We start from the raw sequence: 17,940 nt of genomic DNA on the forward strand, positions 1-17,940 counted from the left end.
GAGGAGGTCAACCTCAGGACCCGAAGCGCTTCCTCAGCGTGATACCGAAGGTCCTGGGCTGGCCGACGTTGAAGCCCAGCCGCGCCCGCCCGCCGCGCTCGCGGTCGAAGGAGAGGAGGGCGTTCTCGTCGAACAGGTTGGTGACGTAGATCATCACGCCGAGGCCGTTGTCCCAGTCGATGCCCGCGCTCAGGTTGACGTAATTGTAGGATGGGAGCCTCAGGTCGACGACGGTCGCGTTGTTCCCGGTCGCGCCGCCAAAGGGCAGGCCGGAGACGAAGCTGCGCGGATTGTTCTCCTGGTCGCTCGGCTGGGTGTAGCGGGCCCCGACATGCTGGAACGAGGCACCGACGAAGGCCTCCGCGTCCTCCGCGATCGGGAAGGCGTAGCTCGCATTGGCCGAGACCTGGAAGCGCGGCACGCTCGGCAGGCGGTTGTTCTCGCGAATGCCGCCGATGACGTTGCCGTTGCCGTCGCGGACGGTGGAATCGAACTCCGCTTCGAGGATCGAGCCGGCGAGCGAGAGGTTGAAGCCTTCCGCCACCTCGGCCGAAAGCTCGGCCTCGACGCCCATCGTGTGCGCGCTCGGCACGTTGAACACGATGCGCGACGAGCAGGTGCCCGCGTCCAGCGTCACCTGGAGGTTGTTGATGTCGGTGTAGAAGGCCGCCGCGGCGAAGCTCAGGCCCCGGCGCTGGGCGCGGACGCCGAGCTCGTAGTTCCACAGGGTCTCGTCGTCATAATCCTGGAAGCCGCCGAAGATCGCCGCGTCGGCGGGCGTGCAGAGCGGAATGTTCAGGGGATCGTTGACGCCGCCCAGCCGGAAGCCCTTCGACACCTGCGCGTTGACGCGGACATTGTCGGCCGGCTCGTAGCTCAGGATGAAGCGGGGCGAAAAGCCGTTCGACTCGGTTTCGTCGGTGCGATCGTCGAGATTCGAGAAGAGACCGCTCGACGTGAAGCGCCGTTCCTCCCGGAAGTCGTAATAGCGGCCGCCCGCGGTCGCGGTGAGGCGATCGGTGATGTCGTAGCTCGCCTCGCCGAACACAGCCCACTGGCGGATATCGTAGGGCAGGTCCGAGGCATAAGGCGAGTTGGCGGGGAAGCCGGCGCGCGTCGTCGCCGCCGCGGTGCCGGCGCCAAGTGTCGCGTCGGTGAAGGCGTCATAGCCCGGGGTGGGCAGGCGCTGGCGGTAGAAGCGATCGACCTCCGAATAGAAGATTCCGACGAGCCATTGGAGCGGGCCGCTCTGGCTCGAGCCCAGGCGAAGCTCTTGCGAGAAGGTCTCGAGATCGGTGGTGTCTACCAGGTTCGAAGGCAGCAGCACGCCCGCGTCCGGATAGCCCAAATCGACCGAGACGCTGCCGGTGAGCGCGCTGGCGTCGCGGCTGACCGTGATGTCGCGGTTGATATAGGTCGAGATCGAGGTCAGCGTTACCGGGCCGAAATCGATGCTGGCGTTGAGATCGGCGAGGAAGGTGTCGTCGGCGAAGCCTTCCTGCAACAGCAGGAACTGCTCGCGCTCGTCGAAGGTCACCGGCGCGCGCCCGCCAGGCACGTTCGGATCGGTGAAGGGATTGGCATAGAGGTTGTAGACCTCCTGCCGGTTGAAGCCGTCGGCGCGCACCTCCTGATAGAGAACGCGCGGCGTGATCACGATGCCGGGCGCCGGCTCGAAGCGCAAAGCCAGGCGGCCGCCGGTGCGGTGACCGCCATTGATGTCCTCGCCGCCGCCCGGGCCGAGGGCGTTGATGAAGCCGCCATATTCGGTGTGATAAGCGACCGCGCGGAGCGCCGTCTCGCCGCCCAGAGGCACGTTGATCATGCCGCGCAGGGCGCCGCCGAAATCGTCGCCGTCGACGAGGTTGAGATTGCCCTCGATCATCGCGCTGAACCCGCTCGGATCGGGCTGGTTGGTGATGTAGCGCAAGGTGCCGCCGACCGAGCCGGCGCCGAACAGGGTGCCCTGCGGCCCGCGCAAAGTCTCGACGCGGTTCAGATCGAACAGGTCGAGATCGGGCGTGAACAGCGACAGCGAGATCACGCTGTCGTCGAGATAGACGCCAACCTGCTCTTTCACGCCCGGCTGGTCGCGGACGACCTGACCGGCGGAGACGCCGCGCACCGAGACCTGGCTCTGACCCGGGCCGAGATTCTGGATCGAGAGACCGGCGACATTGCGCGCCAGATCCTCGACCGTGGTCGCGCCCGAACGCTGGATGTCGGCCTCGGTCTGGGCGTTGATCGAGAAGGGCACTTCGAGCAGCGAGGTCTCGCGCAAGGTGGCGGTGACGACGATGGTCGTCTCATCGTCCTGCTGCGTCGCGGTCGGCACCGGGTCCTGCGCCCAGGCCGGAGTCGCCATGGCGATCGCGATGACCGAGGCGGCGGCGAAGGCGGCGGACTTGCGGAAGGCGTTCGGGTTGGCGCGCATGGTGGACCCCTTTGCTTTATCGGAGCCGCCAAAATACTTGAGGTCGCGCGCTGGCAACAGTCGTCATGAGCGGGGCCGGCAAGAATGTGACACCTCTGTTGCGGCGGCGCAACAACGTGCGACGGAACGCCCCGTTTTGGGGATTGGCGGCGGCGCTCGATCGGCTATCCTCATCCCTCCCTCCGGAATCGGGACAAGGTTCATGCGCTTCCCCGCTTTTTTGTCGTTGCTTCTCGTCGCCCTCGCCGCCCCGGCCGCCATTTCCGCCCAGACCGCGACGCCACCGCCGCCGCCGTCGGGCCCCGTTGCTCTCCCCGGCGAGCCGGGCGTGACCGTCATCCATGCCGGCACCCTGCTCGACCGGCCCGGCCGAGCGCCGCGCCGCAACGCGACGATCCTGATCCGCGACGGGCGGATCGAGTCGGTGCAGGACGGCTTCGCCGAGCCGCCCGCCGGGGCGCGGCTGATCGACCTGCGCGACCGCTTCGTGCTGCCCGGGCTGATCGACAGCCACGTCCACCTCGATTCCGACCGGGCGGGGGTCGAGGGCCAGCTCGCCGGCGTGACCGAGAATGTCGCGCTGCGCGCCCACGAGGCCGCGTTCAACGCGCGCCGGACGCTCGAGGCGGGCTTCACCACCGTGCGCAACCTCGGCTCGCCGGACGGGATCACGCTCGGCCTGCGCGACGCGATCGCGCGCGGCTGGGCGGTCGGCCCGCGCATCGTCGACGCCGGGACCAGCCTTTCCACGACCAGCGGCCATATGGACGAGACGCTCGGCATGCGCGAGGAGCTGCACGAGGTGCTGCGCGAATCGGGCAGCACCTGCGACGGGGCCGACGATTGCCGCCGCGCGGTACGCCGCCAGATCGCGCGCGGCGTCGACGTGATAAAGATCGCCACCACCGGCGGGGTCAACAGCCGCATCGGGCTCGGCCTCGGCGCCCAGATGTTCGAGGACGAGGTCCGCGCGATCGTCGAGACCGCCCATCTCTACGGCCGCCGCGTCGCGGTCCATGCCCATGGCGCGGACGGCATCGCGCTGGCCCTGCGCGCCGGCGCCGATTCGATCGAGCACGGCACCTTGCTCGACGACGAGACGCTGCGGCTGTGGCGGAACAGCCGCGCTTATTACGTGCCGACGCTCTCCACCGTGAACGGCTATATTGAGCGGCTGCGGACCAACCCGAACGCCTATCTCGGCGAGGTCCGGCGCAAGATCGAGTGGCGGATCGCGATCACCGGCCTGTCGCTCCAGCGCGCGGTCCCGGCGGGCGTGCGGATCGCCTTCGGCACCGACGCCGGCGTCTCGATGCACGGCCGCAACGCCGACGAGTTCCTGCTGATGGTCCAGCACGGCATGACCCCGATGAGCGCGATCCAGGCGGCCACGGTCAACGCCGCCGACCTGCTTGGCCTCGCGGGCGAGGTCGGCACGATCGAGCCCGGTCGCAGCGCCGACATCGTCGCCGTCCGCGGCGACCCGCTCGCCGACGTCGGCGTGCTGAGGCAAATGAACTTCGTCATGGCCCGGGGCCGGGTGCATAGGCAGGAGGATTGATCGCTAAGAATGGTGATCGGCGAGGATTGGGGAGGGTCGAGTGGTCGAGAGGTTGAGCCGCCGTGTCGCTGCATTTCTGGCCCTGGCCCTCGTGGCCACGCTCTTCGCCGGCCAGGACGCGTCCGCCCAGGACCGAAGGCGCGCGGCAGCCGGCCCTCAGGCCTCGGGCAGCCTCGTCTCCTTTCGCTCGGATGCCGATTTGCGCCGGTTCCTGCGGCGGCTCAGAGAGCCGGAGCCGCCACCGCCTCCGCCACCCCCACCGGCTCCCGGCGCAACGCCAATGGTCGTCAGCGAGCAGGAGATCGAGCTGCAGCAGGCGAACGTCGCCGAGGAGGTGGTGCGCGACCTGCCCGGTGCCGAAGCTTCGATAATGGTCACCGGAACCCAGGTCCGCAATCCGAACATCACCAATACGCAAGAGGCCAATGTCGACGAGGGCGGCATCGTCAAGGTGATCGGCGAGCATCTCGTCGTCCTGCGCCGCGGCCGGCTGTTCACGGTGTCGCTCGCCGGTGGATCGATGCGGCCGGTGGATTCGATCTACGCCTTCCCGCCCGGCGTGTCGGGCGAGGGCGACTGGTATGACGAGATGCTGGTCTCCGGCGATCTTATCGTCGTCGTCGGCTACAGCTACGATCGCGGCGGCACCGAGATCAACCGCTTCCGCATGTCGCCCGACGGCCGGCTGCGCTTCCAGGACGCCTGGCACCTCCGCTCGAACGATTATTATTCCTCGCGCAACTACGCGTCGCGGCTGATCGGCAACCGGCTGATCTTCTACACGCCGCTCTATCTCGAGTGGGAGGACGATCCGCTCGAGGCTTTGCCGGGTCTGCGCAAATGGGAAGGGCCCGGCCGCGACCGGCCCTTCCGCCGGATCGCGCGCCCCAACCAGATCTTCATCGTCCCCGGCATGCGCCGGATAAGCGGTTCCGAGGAGATCGAGATCGACACCCTCCATAGCGTGACGACCTGCGATCTCGCCGCCGAGCAGCTCGATTGCTCCGCGGTCGGCGTGCTCGGGCCGGAATCGCACACCTTCTACGTCTCCGCCGGCGCGGTCTATCTCTGGGTCCACGATTTCTGGTGGAGCGACGGCCGCAGCCGCTTCCCCGACGCTTTCCTCTACCGGCTGCCGCTCGGGCGCGAGCGCCCCTCCGCGATCGGCGCACGCGGCGCGCCGGTGGATCAGTTCGCCTTTCGCGAGGACACCGTCGACGGCATCCTCAATGTCCTGGTGCGGGAAGAAGGCGGCGGCGACGCGATGGGTAGTCCAGAGGTCAGCGGCGGCCGCATCGCGCTGCTGCGTCTCCCCATCGCCGAGTTCGGCGACGGACAATCAAGCGCCGCGAGCTCGCGCTATCGCAGGCTGCCGAGCCTGCCGGGCTCGAGCTGGTCGTTCCGCAACCGCTTCGTCGGCGACCACCTGCTCTATGGCGGCGGCAGATTCGGCGAAGGCGAGCGCGAAGCGCCCGTCGTGATCGCGCCGGTGCGCGGCGGCCCGCCGACGACGCTCAACCTCCGCCACGCGGTCGAGCGGATCGACGCGATCGGCCGCGACGCGATCGTGATCGGCGGTGACGCGGACGAGAATCTCGGCTTCACGGCGGTGGAGCTGCCGCGCGCCAGCCGGCCCGCGCTCGGCGATCTCTTCCTTCTACCCTCCGCTTCGGAAGGCGAGACGCGCAGCCACGCCTTCTTCTTCCGCCCGAGCAGCCCGGACGGCGCCTCGGGGCTGCTCGGCCTGCCGATCCGGCGAGAGGTGGCGCCCGCCTATCGCCGCTTCTTCGGCAGCGCGGCGGCGATGCTGTTCCTGCGCCGCGACGACCGCCGCTTCGCCCGCGCCGGCGAGCTCGCCGCCGAGGTGCGCGGCGTGACCGACGACGGCTGTCAGGCCTCGTGCGTCGACTGGTACGGGAATGCGCGCCCGATCTTCCTCGGGAACCGCATCTTCGCTTTGCTCGGCTACGAGCTGGTCGAGGGGCGGCTCGCCAGGGGCGCCGTTTCCGAGATCGGCCGGATCAGCTTCGCGCCGCCCGCCGCCAGCCGCGACGGGCAGGCGCAGCAGCCCTAGCCGCCCGCGTTCAGGGCCAGGAACCGGCTCAGCTTCATCGGCCGGGGTGAGCGCACCCCCCCGACGATCGCCCCGCGCGAGACCCAGCTCTCCTTGCCGCCCCGGTCCTCGACGCGGCCGACGAAGCCGAAAATGCCGACCGCGCCGCCCTCGTTGATCACGGCGCCCTTGACCGTGCCGAGCAGGACGAGCTCTCCGCCCGGCCTGACCACGATTTCGCCGTTCACCTGGCCGGAGAGGCGCAGCTCGGCGCCGGCGGCGACGACCACCGTGCCGGTCACCGTCGCGGTGAGGTGGGTGCGTCCAACGATTTCGAGCGGGCCGTCGCGATCCTCGTCGATCCGGACGGCGGGCGTCGGGTCGTCACGTTCGCTCATCGAAAACCTTTTCCTCGGGCGCGCTTCGGTTCATGGCTTTTGGCCTGTCCCGGATAACGCATTGGGAGCGCCTTCTATGCCCTTCGCCCTCGACCGCCGCCAGTTCCTCCTCGGCTCCGCCGCCACCGGAGCGCTCGCGCTCTCGGGCTGCGCCGGGATGGCGCCGCGCTCCGCGACCGCCGACGCGCGGGCGCTCTACGACAGCATCTTCGAGGGGATGCTCCGCGCGGCGCCGGAGATGGCGACCGGGCTCGGCCTCGACACCGGCGAGCGGGCGTTTCTGAAGAGCCGCCTCGGCGATGCCTCGCCCGCCGGCAAGATGGGGCCCTACCGCCCGCTGATCGACCATCTGCCGCGCCTGCGCCGGATCGAGCGCGCCCGCCTCCAGGGCCAGGAGCGCTATTGGTACGACACCGTCCTCTGGCTCGGCGAGCGGATGCGGGAGGCCGAGACGTTCGAATATGGCGGGATCGGCGGCTACAATTACCCGATCCCCTACGTCCTCTCGCAGCTCACCGGCGCCTATCAGAATGTGCCGGACTTCCTCGACAGCCAGCATCGGATCGACACGCGCGAGGATTGCGAGGCCTATGTCGCCCGATTGGAGGCGTTCGGCGACGCGATCAACCATGACGTCGACCGCGCCCGCGCCGATGCCGGCCGCGGCGTCGTCCCGCCAAGCTACATCCTTGACAAGGCGGTGACCCAGACCCGGAACCTGCGCGCCGAGCGCGGCCGCGAGGCGGGCCTGGTTCGCTCGCTGGTCCGGCGGGCACGAGAGAAGAACATCGCCGGCGACTGGGAAACGCAGGCGACGGCGATCGTCGACGGCCGCATCGCCGACGCGCTCGACCGTCAGCTCGGCCTGCTCGCCGAGCTCCGCCGCGGCGCCGGCCAGAGCCCCGCCGCCGGGCGCCTCCCCGACGGCGAGCGCTTCTACCAGCTCTGCCTGCGCTACCACACCAGCACCGCGCTCACCCCGGACGAGGCGCACGAGATCGGCCTCGCCCAGATGGCCGAGCTCAGCGCCGAGGTCGATCCCCTGCTCCGCCGCGAAGGCCTGACCCGGGGCAGCGTCGGGGCGCGGATCAACGAGCTGCGCGCGCAGGCGCGCTACCTCTATGCCAATACCGACGCCGGCCGCGCCGAGCTGCTCGCCGATCTCAATCGCCAGATGGCCGACGTGCGCGGCCGGATGGGCGATTATTTCGCGACCATCCCGACCTCGCCGATGGAGATCAAGCGGGTGCCCCCGGCGATCGAGGTCGGCGCACCGCGCGGCTATGCGCAGGGGCCCAGCCTCGACGGCTCGCGTCCCGGCGCCTTCTACATCAACCTGGTCGACACGCGGATCTGGCCGAAATGGGCGCTGCCGACGCTCACCTATCACGAGAGCATCCCGGGCCATCTCTGGCAGGGCTCGATCGTGCTCGAGAACCAGGCGATCCCCCTCCTCCACCGCAACATCGGCATCCCCGCTTATGGCGAGGGCTGGGGGCTCTATGCCGAGCAGCTCGCCGACGAGGCCGGAGTCTATGGCGAATTTCCAGTCGGGCGGATCGGCCGCATCCAGAGCTTCATGTACCGCGCCGCCCGGATCGTGATGGACACCGGAATGCACGCGCGCGGCTGGAGCCGCGAGCGCTCGATCGCCTATTTCACCGACGAGGTCGGGCTCGATCCGATCTCGGCGACCAGCGAGGTCGAGCGCTACGTCGTCTGGCCGGGCCAGGCCTGCAGCTACAAGATCGGCCACAACGAGTTCATCCGTCTGCGCGCGCAGGCGCGCGAGCGCCTCGGCCAGCGCTTCGACATCAAGTCCTTCCACGACGCGGTGTTGCTGAACGGCGATATGCCGCTGGAGGTGCTGGCCACCGTGGTCGCGGACTGGACCGCGCTGCAGGGCGGTTAGACAGTCTTACTTAGTTCTTGCATAATTATTCGTTTCATTGCATACATCCGCGATGATCAGGACAGCGATCCTTGGTGCGAGCGGGTATGTCGGGGCGGAGCTGCTGCGGCTCTGCGCCGCGCATCCCGAGCTGCGCCCGGCGCGGCTGTTCGGGGAGAGTCAGGCGGGGGCCACGCTCGCCGAGGTCCACCCCCATCTCGCGCCGGCCTATCCGGGGATCGCGGTCGAGCGCTTCGAGCCGCAAGCGCTGGAGGGGATCGACCTCGTCTTCGCCGCGCTGCCGCACGGGCATAGCCAAGCGATCGCGCCGGAAATTTTAGAGCGCGGCATTCCCTTCGTCGATCTCGGCGCCGATTTCCGGCTCGACGACGCGGCCGCCTACGAGCGCTGGTACAAGGAGCCGCACCGGGCGCCGGAGCTGCTCGGCCGCTTCGTCTACGGCATCCCAGAGCTCAACCGCGACGCGATCCGTGGGGCCAAGGCGGTCGCCGCCGCCGGCTGCTATCCGACCTCGGCGATCCTCGCGCTGAAGCCCCTGCTCGGCCTGATCGATCCCGACACGATCAACGTCAGCGCCGCCTCCGGCGTGAGCGGCGCGGGCAAGGGCCTCAAGGACGAAACCCATTTCAATACGATCGACGAGAATTTCACCGCCTACGGTCTGCTCAATCACCGCCACACCGCTGAGATGGAGATGGTGCTGGGCAGGAAAGTCTTGTTCACGCCTCACCTGGCGCCGATGAACCGGGGCATCCTCGCGACCTGCACTGCGCAGGCCAAGGGAGCCTGCGACCCGCTCGCGGCGTTGAGGGAGGCCTATGCCGACGAGCCCTTCGTCCACGTCGCCGAGCGGCCGCCCTCGACCAAATGGACATTGGGCGCCAATAGCGTCCACCTCACTGCCCGCTACGATGCGCGGACGGGGCGGGTGCTGGCGATCGCCGCGCTCGACAATCTCGTGAAGGGCGCCGCCGGCCAGATGATCCAGTGCGCCAATCTGATGCTCGGTCTCGACGAGACAGCGGGGCTGCCGCGCGTGGGAGTCTGGCCATGAGCGTCACCGCCGCGCCCGGGTTCGTCGCCGCCGGCTGTCATGCTGGGATCAAGCGGCGCAAGCACGACATGGCGCTGATCGCGACCGACGACGGCCGGCCGGTCACCGCGGTCGGCGTGTTCACGCAGAACAGGTTCGTCGCGCCGCCGGTGGTGCTCGACCGCGCGCGGCTCGCGGCAAGCGGCGGCAAGGCGGCGGCGATCGTCGTCAATTCGGGCAACGCCAATGCCGGGACCGGCGCGAAAGGCATGGCCGACGCCGAGGCGATGAGCGCGGCGGCGGCCGAAGCGCTCGGCATCGACAAGGCCCACGCCCTCGTCTCCTCGACCGGGATCATCGGCACGCCGCTGCCGATGGACGTCATCCTCCCCGCCATCCCGAAGCTGGCGAAGAAGCTGTCGAAGGCCGGCGGCCACGACGCGGCGAAGGGCATCCTCACCACCGACCATGTGGCGAAGGAAGCGGTGGTGAAGGGCTCGACCTTTACCTTGGGCGGCATGGCCAAGGGCTGTGGGATGATCGCGCCCAACATGGCAACGATGCTCGCCTACCTCACCACCGACGCGGACGTGCCGAGGGACGCGCTCCAGCGCATCCTCCGGGACGCCGCCGACCACACCTTCAACACCCTCAACGTGGACGGCGCGACCTCGACCAACGACACCGTCATCCTCCTCGCCAACGGCCGCGCCGGCGCCCCTAACATGCAGGAATTCGCCGACGCGGTTCACCGCGTCTGCGAGGAGCTGACCCTGCAGATGGCGCACGACGCGGAAGGGATGACCAAGATGGTGATGCTCCGCGTCACTGGTGCCGCCTCCGACGCGGAGGCGCGGATCGCGGCGAAGAACATCGCCGAGAACAACCTCGTCAAATGCTCCTGGTACGGCTCCGACCCCTATTGGGGCCGGCTGCTCGCCGCCGCGGGCTCCGCCGGGATCGCCTTCGAGGCCGAGGCGTCGAGCGTGGCCTATGGCGGCATCGCAGTCTCACGCGGCGGTATCGAGATCGACCACGACCGCGCCGCCGTCGCCACGCATATGAAGAACGAAAAGATCGAGCTCGAGGTGGATGTGGGCGCGGGCGGCACCGGCTCCGCTCGCGCGATCGGCATCGATCTCGGCCCCGGCTACATCAAGGAAAATTCGGTCACGTCATGATGAGCGCCGCGGACACCGCCCGGGTCCTCGTCGAGGCCCTACCCTATATCCAGCGCTTCCGCGGCAAGACGGTGGTCGTGAAGCTGGGCGGCGCCGCGATCGACGCCGCGCTCGATCGCGCCCTCGCGCAGGATGTGCTGCTGCTCCGCAGCGTCGGCGTGCGCTGCGTGCTCGTCCACGGCGGCGGGCCGCAGGTCGACGCGATGATGAAGCAGGTCGGCAAGGAGCCGGAGTTCCGCGACGGCCTCAGGGTCACCGATGCGGAGACGCTCCGAATTGTTCGCATGGTGCTGGTCGGCGAGGTCAGCCGCAACCTGGTCGCGACGATCAACAAGGAATCGCCGGACGATCCGGTCGCGGTCGCGGTCGCCGGCGAGGATGGTGGGCTCTTGATCACCAGGCCGCGCGATCCGGCGCTCGGCTTCGTCGGCGATGTCGCGCAGGTCCGCGCCGAGCGGCTGCACGGCCTGCTCGACCAAGGCCTCGCCCCGGTCGTCTCCACCGTCGGCGCCGACCCCTCGGGCCAGCCCTACAACATCACCGCCGACGAGGCGGCGATGGCGATCGCGGTGGCGAGGGCGGCGGAGAAGATCGTCTACCTGACGGCCGCCCCGGGCCTGCTCGAGGACCCGGCGGACGAAGCGAGCCTGGTCCCGCGCCTCACCGCCGCCGAGCTGCGCGAGCGGATTGAACACGAAAGTGTGTCGAAAGGCATGATCCCCAAACTTCGCGCCTGCGCCGACGCGGTCGAGGGCGGGGTCGGCTCGGCGCACATCATCGACGGCCGCGTGCCGCACGCCTTGCTGATCGAGATCCTGACCGACAAGGGCATCGGCACGATGGTCAAGACGGAGGCAGACTGGTGAGCAGCGACCTATTGACCATCACGGATCTCGGGCCCGAGGGCGTCGCCGAGATTCTCGCGCTTTCCGAGCGCACCGAGCTCGGCCGGCCGCTCGCCGGCAAGGGCGCGGCGCTCGTTTTTCAGAAGCCCTCGGCGCGAACCCGCAACTCGACCGAGCTGGCGGTCGTCCAATTGGGCGGCCATCCGGTCTACATCCAGAAGGACGAGGTCGGCCTCGACACGCGTGAAACCGCCGAGGACGTGGCGCGCACCCTCGCCTGCTACCACGCCGTGATCGCGGCGCGGGTGATGGACCACTCGCACCTCACGCGAATGGCAGACGCGGTCTCAATTCCGGTCGTTAACCGGTTGTCCGACAAGGACCATCCGCTTCAGGCTCTGGCCGATATTTTAACCATGAACCAATTGCTCGGGAAGCTCGAAGGCGCGAAGGTCGCCTATGTCGGCGATGCCGACAACAATGTCGCGCGCAGCCTCGCCCAGGCCTGCGTCGCGGTCGGCGCCGAGCTCACCCTCGCCAGCCCCGACGGCTATGCCTTGCGCGACGCGCCGGACGGCGTGCGGCAGGTCGCGGACCCGACCGAGGCGGTGAAGGGCGCCCGCTTCGTCTATACCGACGTCTGGGTTTCGATGGGCCAGGACGACGAGGCCGACGCCCGTATGAAGGCCTTCGCCGGCTATCGGGTCGACGAGGCGCTGATGGCCAAGGCGGAAGACGCCTGGTTCCTCCACTGCCTCCCCGCCCGCCGCGGCGAGGAGGTCACCCACGGCGTCATGGAGAGCGCGAAGAGCGCGGTCTGGCGCCAGGCCGAGAACCGCATGCACACCGCCCGCGGCGCGCTCGCCTGGGTGCTGTCGTGACCGACAGCCGGACCCGACGACTGCGCAGCCTCGCGGCGCTGCTCCGCGAGGAGACGTTGGCGAGCCAGGAGGAGGCGACCGAGCGGCTCGCCGCGCTCGGCTTCGCCGTCACCCAGGCGACCGTCTCGCGCGATCTCGAGCAACTCGGAGCGGTCAAGGTGAAGCGCGGCGGCGTCCTTTCCTATGCGCTGCCCGATCAGATCGGCGCCGCCGACTGGGGCGCCGGGCGGCTCTCGCGCATCCTGACCGAATGGGCGCTGTCGATCGAGGCGGCGGACCAGCTTGTCGTCATCCGGACGCCGCCCGGCTCCGCCCATCTCGTCGCCTCGGCGATCGACCATGCCGGTCTGATGGAGGTCGCGGGGACGGTTTCCGGCGACGACACGCTCTTCATCGCCGCGCGCGACGACGTCGCCGTGCCCGCCCTCATCGCCAAGTTCGAGGCGCTGATGGGCCGATCCAGGGAAAATTACGCATGACTGCCGACAAGCCCCGCAAGGTCGTCCTCGCTTATTCGGGAGGCCTCGACACCTCGATCATCCTGAAATGGCTGCAGACCGAATATGGCGCGGAGGTCGTCACCTTCACCGCCGATCTCGGCCAGGGCGAGGAGGTGGAGCCGGCGCGGCGCAAAGCGGAGATGCTCGGCATCAAGCCGGAGAACATCTTCATTGACGACCTGCGCGAGGAATTCGTCCGCGACTACGTCTTTCCGATGTTCCGCGCGAACACCCTCTATGAGGGCCAGTATCTGCTCGGTACCTCGATCGCCCGGCCGCTAATCGCCAAGCGCCAGATCGAGATCGCAAGGGCGGTCGGCGCGGACGCGGTCTGCCACGGCGCCACGGGCAAGGGCAACGACCAGGTCCGTTTCGAATTGGGCTATTATGCGCTGGAGCCGGACATCCGCGTCATCGCCCCCTGGCGCGAGTGGGAGTTCGCCAGCCGCGAGGCGCTGATCGACTTCGCCGAGAAGCACCAGATTCCCATCGCGAAGGACAAAAGAGGCGACGCGCCTTTCTCGGTCGATGCCAACCTCCTCCACTCATCCTCGGAAGGGAAGGTGCTGGAGGATCCGGCGGTTGAAGCGCCGGAATATGTCCACCAGCGGACCATTTCGCCCGAGGACGCCCCGGACGCGCCGACGATCATCGAGATCGGCTTCGAGCGCGGCGATCCCGTCTCGATCGACGGCGCGGCGCTGTCTCCCGCCGCTTTGCTAACGAAGCTCAACCAGCTCGGCCACGACAACGGCATCGGCCGGCTCGATCTGGTCGAGAACCGCTTCGTCGGGATGAAATCGCGCGGCGTCTACGAGACGCCCGGCGGGACGATCCTGCTTGCCGCCCATCGCGGCATCGAGAGCATCACCCTCGACGGCGGCGCGATGCACATGAAGGATTCGATCATGCCCCGTTACGCGGAGCTGATCTACAACGGCTTCTGGTTCGCACCCGAACGCGAGATGCTCCAAGCGCTGATCGACAAAAGCCAGGAGCATGTCAGCGGCACGGTCCGCCTGAAGCTCTACAAGGGCAACGCGACCGTGATCGGCCGGGAAAGCCCGCTCTCCCTCTACGACCAGGATCTCGTCACCTTCGAGGAAGGCCAGTCCGGCTACGACCACCGCGACGCGGCGGGTTTCATCCGGCTCAACGCCCTGCGCCTCAGGATCGCCGCGAAGCGGGAGCGGCGCAGCTCTTGAAGCTCGCCATCCTCGAGACCGGGACGCCGCCCGCGCCGCTGATCGCGCGCTTCGGGCGCTATCCGGCGATGTTCGAGGGTTTGCTCGGAGCGGGGTTCGATTATGCGAGCTTCGATATCGCCTCCGGCGAGAAGCCGGACGAGGCGGACGCCTATCTGGTGACCGGATCACCCGCCGGTGTCTACGAGCCCCTGCCCTGGATCGGCGAATTGATCGTTTTTCTGCGCGCGAAGAAGGGCAAGGCGAAGCTGGTCGGGATCTGCTTTGGCCACCAGGTCATGGCCGAGGCGTTCGGCGGCCATGTCGAGAAGTCCGCGAAGGGCTGGGGCATCGGCCTGCACACCTATCCGATCGTCGGCCGCGGGCCCTGGATGGATGACGCGCACGCGGTGGCGATCCCCGCCTCCCACCAGGACCAGATCGTCCAGCAGCCGCCGAATAGCGAAGTCATCGCCTCCTCGCTGTTCACGCCTTATGCCGCGCTCGCCTGGCGCGACCAGCCGGCCATCTCCTTCCAGTTCCACCCGGAATTCGCGCCGGATTACGCCAAGGCGCTGATCGAGGCCCGCCGCGACCGCCTCCCCGATCCCGACGCCGCTCTCGACTCGCTAGATGCGCCCAACGACAATGCCCGCATCGGGGAATGGATCAGGCGCTTCCTTCTGGGCTAGGGACGCAGCCATGCTGCGGCTGGCCGTCACCGAACCGGGCACGCCCGAAATCTTCCGCTCGATCCAGGGCGAGGGGCGGAGCGCGGGCGAGGTCCGCACCTTCGTCCGCCTGTCCGGCTGCAACCTCCACTGCACCTGGTGCGACACGCCCTACACGTGGAACTGGCATGGCACGAAATGGCCGCACGAGAAGGACCGGCCGGGCGCGCCGCACAAATTCGATCCCGATGCCGAGACGATCGAGATGTCGGTCGAGGAGGTTGCCGAAGCCGTCGAGGCGCTGCCCGCTCCGGGCGTTGTCCTCACCGGCGGCGAGCCGCTCATCCAGGAGGCGGCCCTGGCCGCCTTGATCGCCCGGCTGAAGCGCGACAACCCGGCGCTGCTGATCGAGGTCGAAACCAACGGCACGATCGCGCCCTCAGCCGCGCTGGGCGAAGCGGTCGACCTGTTCATGGTTTCGCCCAAGCTCGCCCATGCCGGAGACCGCCCCGCACTCGCTTTGCGGCCAGCGCCGCTCGCCGCCTTCGCCGCGCTCGACAGCACCTGGTTCAAGTTCGTCGTCCGCGAGCCCGGCGATCTCGATGAGATCGCGGCCCTCGCCGAACGCTTCGGCATCCCGTGCGAGCGCATCATGGTCATGCCCGAAGGCACCGATGGTGCCACACTGCGCACTCGCGAGTCCCTCCTGCGCGGCCCCGCGGAGGCGGCGGGCTATGCCTGGTCCGACCGGCTCCACATCCACCTCTACGGCGACACGCGCGGCACCTGACTTGCCAGCCGACGGAGGCGGACTTAGGCGAAGGCGCAAGGGAGAGACGCATGAAAACCCGCGCGGCCGTCGCCTTCGAGGTCAAGAAGCCGCTCGAGATCGTCGAGCTCGATCTGGAGGGGCCCAAGGCCGGCGAAGTGCTGGTCGAGATCATGGCGACCGGCATCTGCCACACGGACGCCTACACGCTCGACGGGCTCGACTCCGAAGGGATCTTCCCCTCGGTGCTCGGCCACGAGGGCGCGGGCGTGGTGCGCGAGGTCGGGCCAGGGGTGACCTCGGTCAAGCCCGGCGACCACGTGATCCCGCTGTACACGCCCGAGTGCCGCCAGTGTAAGTCGTGCCTCTCGGGCAAGACCAACCTGTGCACCGCGATCCGCGCGACCCAGGGCAAGGGGCTGATGCCCGACGGGACCAGCCGCTTCTCGTACAAGGGCGAGACGATCTTCCATTATATGGGCTGCTCGACCTTCTCGAACTTCACCGTGCTGCCCGAGATCGCGGTGGCGAAAATCCGCGAGGATGCGCCCTTCCAGACGAGTTGTTACATCGGCTGCGGCGTCACCACCGGCGTCGGCGCGGTGGTCAACACGGCGAAGGTCGAGCCGGGCGCGAATGTCGTCGTATTCGGGCTCGGCGGGATCGGCCTCAACGTGATCCAGGGCGCGAAGCTGGTGGGCGCGGACCGGATCGTCGGCGTCGACATCAATGCGACCCGCGAGGAATGGGGCCGCAAGTTCGGCATGACCCATTTCCTCAACTCGAAGGGCATGAGCCGCGACGAGATCGTCGCCAAGATCGTCGAACTGACCGACGGCGGCGCCGACTACACCTTCGACGCCACGGGCAACACCGAGGTCATGCGCACCGCACTCGAATGTTGCCACCGCGGGGGGGGGGAGTGCATCATCATCGGCGTCGCCGAGGCCGGCAGGGAGATCGCCACCCGCCCGTTCCAGCTGGTCACCGGCCGGGTCTGGAAAGGCACCGCGTTCGGCGGCACGAGGGGGCGGACCGACGTGCCGAAGATCGTCGACTGGTACATGACCGGCAAGATCGCGATCGACCCGATGATCACGCACGTGCTCAGCCTCGAGGAGATCAACAAGGGCTTCGAGCTGATGCACGCGGGCGAGAGCATCCGCAGCGTGGTCATCTACTGAGCCCGCCCGGAAGGAGAGAGCCATGTTCAGCCACATGATGATCGGATCGAACGACCTCGACCGCGCCAGGCGCTTCTACGACGCCTTGTTCGAGAAGGAGGCGAGGACGGACGACAAGGGGCGCCTGAGCTACGGCCGCAGGGGCGCCGTCTTCATGGTCGGTCGGCCGATCGACGGCGCACCGGCGACCCATAGCAATGGCGGGACCATCGGCTTCGCCTTCGACAGCCCGGACGAGGTCGACGCCTGGCACGCGCGCGGAGTCGCGGCCGGCGGCACCGCGATCGAGGACCCGCCGGGCGTACGCGAAGGCAGCTTTGGTCAGCTCTACCTCGCTTATCTCCGCGATCCCGACGGCAACAAGCTCTGCGCGCTGCACCGCCTGCCAGCCTGATCGTGACGGCGCTGGAGATCTTCTCGACCAACAAATGCTTCGGCGGCGTCCAGGGGGTCTATCGCCACGCCAGCCGCGAGACGGGCACGGCAATGACCTTCTCGGTCTTCGTCCCGCCGCGGGCCGAGGCCGGGGCGAAGCTCCCGGTCGTCTGGTACCTCTCCGGCCTCACCTGCACCCACACCAACGTCACCGAGAAGGGCGAGTATCGGCGCGCCTGCGCCGAGCTCGGGCTAATCTTCGTCGCGCCGGACACGAGTCCGCGCGGCCCGGACGTGCCGGATGACGAGGCCTATGATCTCGGCCAGGGCGCGGGCTTCTACGTGGACGCCACCGAAGAGCTGTGGGCGCGGCACTTTCGCATGTTCAGCTACATTTCGGAGGAATTGCCGGCCCTCCTCGGCGATCATTTCCCCGTGGACCGGGCGCGGCAGGGGATCATGGGCCATTCGATGGGCGGCCACGGCGCGCTCACGCTAGCGCTCCGCCATCCCGGCCGCTACCGCAGCGTCTCCGCCTTCGCCCCGATCGCCGCGCCGAGCCGGGTGCCATGGGGGGAGAAAGCGCTCGGCCGCTATCTGGGCGCCGACCGTGCCCGCTGGCGCGCCCACGACGCGGTGGCACTGATCGAGGACGGGGCGCGACTGGATGCGCTGCTCGTCGACCAGGGCGAGGCCGACCAGTTCCTCGCCGAGCAGCTCCGCCCCGAATTGCTGGCGCAAGCCTGCGCCGCGGCCGGCATCCCGATCACGCTCCGGATGCAGCCCGGCTACGACCACAGCTATTATTTCATCTCGACCTTCATGGCCGAGCACCTCGCCTGGCACGCGGAGCGGCTGGGTTAATCGCTTGAGCTGAAGGGAAAAATGGTGGGCGTGGCAAGGATTGAACTTGCGACCCCTGCGATGTCAACACAGTGCTCTACCACTGAGCTACACGC

Annotated in this window: 16 protein-coding genes; 14 read left to right on the top strand and 2 right to left on the bottom strand. The window is 68.6% G+C overall.

Annotated features, from left to right (window positions below):
- Positions 1–13: 13 nt before the first annotated feature.
- A complete protein-coding gene (locus tag ACT4N8_RS13000; RefSeq protein ID WP_444858547.1) occupies positions 14–2,434 on the bottom strand; it encodes a TonB-dependent receptor in 2,421 nt (806 codons plus the stop codon).
- A gap of 202 nt (positions 2,435–2,636) precedes the next feature.
- Here ACT4N8_RS13000 and ACT4N8_RS13005 point away from each other — a divergent pair, with 202 nt between their 5' ends.
- Together ACT4N8_RS13005 and ACT4N8_RS13010 are read left to right on the top strand one after the other, a co-directional pair.
- On the top strand, positions 2,637–3,995 hold the full coding sequence (locus ACT4N8_RS13005) for an amidohydrolase family protein (RefSeq protein ID WP_444858548.1): 1,359 nt from the start codon (positions 2,637–2,639) through the stop codon (positions 3,993–3,995).
- Positions 3,996–4,275: 280 nt separating this feature from the next.
- The gene (locus tag ACT4N8_RS13010; protein WP_444858549.1) at positions 4,276–6,069 is read left to right on the top strand and encodes a beta-propeller domain-containing protein; all 1,794 of its coding nucleotides are present in this window, start codon (positions 4,276–4,278) and stop codon (positions 6,067–6,069) included.
- On the opposite strand, the gene ACT4N8_RS13015 is transcribed toward ACT4N8_RS13010, so the two are convergent.
- A complete protein-coding gene (locus ACT4N8_RS13015) occupies positions 6,066–6,446 on the bottom strand; it encodes a hypothetical protein (protein ID WP_444858550.1) in 381 nt (126 codons plus the stop codon). The two genes, ACT4N8_RS13010 and ACT4N8_RS13015, sit on opposite strands and share 4 nt — an antisense overlap.
- A gap of 76 nt (positions 6,447–6,522) precedes the next feature.
- On the opposite strand from ACT4N8_RS13015, the gene ACT4N8_RS13020 reads away from it, so the two are divergent.
- The 12 genes from ACT4N8_RS13020 to fghA are packed head-to-tail and all read left to right on the top strand — an operon-like array spanning position 6,523 to position 17,845.
- Entirely contained in the window at positions 6,523–8,358 is a 1,836-nt protein-coding gene (locus tag ACT4N8_RS13020; protein ID WP_444858551.1) for a DUF885 domain-containing protein, read from the top strand.
- Positions 8,359–8,410: 52 nt separating this feature from the next.
- Positions 8,411–9,412: an N-acetyl-gamma-glutamyl-phosphate reductase gene (gene argC, locus ACT4N8_RS13025; protein ID WP_444858552.1), complete on the top strand. Its 1,002-nt coding sequence runs from the start codon at positions 8,411–8,413 to the stop codon at positions 9,410–9,412.
- Entirely contained in the window at positions 9,409–10,572 is a 1,164-nt protein-coding gene (gene argJ, locus ACT4N8_RS13030; protein WP_444858553.1) for a bifunctional glutamate N-acetyltransferase/amino-acid acetyltransferase ArgJ, read from the top strand. The genes argC and argJ overlap by 4 nt, the downstream gene beginning before the upstream one ends.
- Entirely contained in the window at positions 10,569–11,438 is an 870-nt protein-coding gene (gene argB, locus ACT4N8_RS13035) for an acetylglutamate kinase (RefSeq protein ID WP_444858554.1), read from the top strand. The genes argJ and argB overlap by 4 nt, the downstream gene beginning before the upstream one ends.
- Positions 11,435–12,298, top strand: coding sequence for an ornithine carbamoyltransferase (argF, locus tag ACT4N8_RS13040; protein ID WP_444858555.1), 864 nt, complete (start codon positions 11,435–11,437; stop codon positions 12,296–12,298). The genes argB and argF overlap by 4 nt, the downstream gene beginning before the upstream one ends.
- Positions 12,295–12,777 (top strand): arginine repressor, encoded by a 483-nt coding sequence (locus ACT4N8_RS13045; RefSeq protein WP_444858556.1) that lies wholly within the window; start codon positions 12,295–12,297, stop codon positions 12,775–12,777. The genes argF and ACT4N8_RS13045 overlap by 4 nt, the downstream gene beginning before the upstream one ends.
- Positions 12,774–14,003, top strand: coding sequence for an argininosuccinate synthase (locus tag ACT4N8_RS13050; RefSeq protein WP_444858557.1), 1,230 nt, complete (start codon positions 12,774–12,776; stop codon positions 14,001–14,003). The genes ACT4N8_RS13045 and ACT4N8_RS13050 overlap by 4 nt, the downstream gene beginning before the upstream one ends.
- Positions 14,000–14,674, top strand: a complete 675-nt coding sequence (locus ACT4N8_RS13055) for a glutamine amidotransferase-related protein (RefSeq protein WP_444858558.1) — start codon at positions 14,000–14,002, stop codon at positions 14,672–14,674. Before ACT4N8_RS13050 ends, ACT4N8_RS13055 begins: the two co-directional genes overlap by 4 nt.
- Before the next feature lie 10 nt (positions 14,675–14,684).
- Positions 14,685–15,443 carry a 7-carboxy-7-deazaguanine synthase QueE gene (locus ACT4N8_RS13060; protein ID WP_444858559.1) on the top strand — a complete coding sequence of 253 codons (759 nt, stop codon included), beginning with the start codon at positions 14,685–14,687 and terminating at the stop codon, positions 15,441–15,443.
- 50 nt (positions 15,444–15,493) lie between these two features.
- A complete protein-coding gene (locus tag ACT4N8_RS13065) occupies positions 15,494–16,606 on the top strand; it encodes an S-(hydroxymethyl)glutathione dehydrogenase/class III alcohol dehydrogenase (protein ID WP_444858560.1) in 1,113 nt (370 codons plus the stop codon).
- A gap of 22 nt (positions 16,607–16,628) precedes the next feature.
- Positions 16,629–17,000, top strand: a complete 372-nt coding sequence (locus tag ACT4N8_RS13070) for a VOC family protein (RefSeq protein WP_444858561.1) — start codon at positions 16,629–16,631, stop codon at positions 16,998–17,000.
- An 11-nt stretch (positions 17,001–17,011) separates the two neighbouring features.
- The gene (fghA, locus tag ACT4N8_RS13075; protein WP_444858562.1) at positions 17,012–17,845 is read left to right on the top strand and encodes an S-formylglutathione hydrolase; all 834 of its coding nucleotides are present in this window, start codon (positions 17,012–17,014) and stop codon (positions 17,843–17,845) included.
- The last annotated feature ends 95 nt before the right edge of the window (positions 17,846–17,940 follow it).

The organism is Sphingosinicella sp., assembly GCF_052387495.1.
GTDB lineage: Bacteria > Pseudomonadota > Alphaproteobacteria > Sphingomonadales > Sphingomonadaceae > Allosphingosinicella.

Coding starts and splice junctions, on each gene's coding strand:
- ACT4N8_RS13010 (WP_444858549.1), top strand. CDS start 4,276: ATGGTCGTCAGCGAGCAGGAGATCGAGCTGCAGCAGGCGAACGTCGCC.
- argC (WP_444858552.1), top strand. CDS start 8,411: ATGATCAGGACAGCGATCCTTGGTGCGAGCGGGTATGTCGGGGCGGAG.
- ACT4N8_RS13060 (WP_444858559.1), top strand. CDS start 14,685: ATGCTGCGGCTGGCCGTCACCGAACCGGGCACGCCCGAAATCTTCCGC.
- ACT4N8_RS13005 (WP_444858548.1), top strand. CDS start 2,637: ATGCGCTTCCCCGCTTTTTTGTCGTTGCTTCTCGTCGCCCTCGCCGCC.
- ACT4N8_RS13070 (WP_444858561.1), top strand. CDS start 16,629: ATGTTCAGCCACATGATGATCGGATCGAACGACCTCGACCGCGCCAGG.
- argJ (WP_444858553.1), top strand. CDS start 9,409: ATGAGCGTCACCGCCGCGCCCGGGTTCGTCGCCGCCGGCTGTCATGCT.
- argB (WP_444858554.1), top strand. CDS start 10,569: ATGATGAGCGCCGCGGACACCGCCCGGGTCCTCGTCGAGGCCCTACCC.
- ACT4N8_RS13020 (WP_444858551.1), top strand. CDS start 6,523: ATGCCCTTCGCCCTCGACCGCCGCCAGTTCCTCCTCGGCTCCGCCGCC.
- ACT4N8_RS13065 (WP_444858560.1), top strand. CDS start 15,494: ATGAAAACCCGCGCGGCCGTCGCCTTCGAGGTCAAGAAGCCGCTCGAG.
- ACT4N8_RS13000 (WP_444858547.1), bottom strand. CDS start 2,434: ATGCGCGCCAACCCGAACGCCTTCCGCAAGTCCGCCGCCTTCGCCGCC.
- ACT4N8_RS13015 (WP_444858550.1), bottom strand. CDS start 6,446: ATGAGCGAACGTGACGACCCGACGCCCGCCGTCCGGATCGACGAGGAT.
- ACT4N8_RS13050 (WP_444858557.1), top strand. CDS start 12,774: ATGACTGCCGACAAGCCCCGCAAGGTCGTCCTCGCTTATTCGGGAGGC.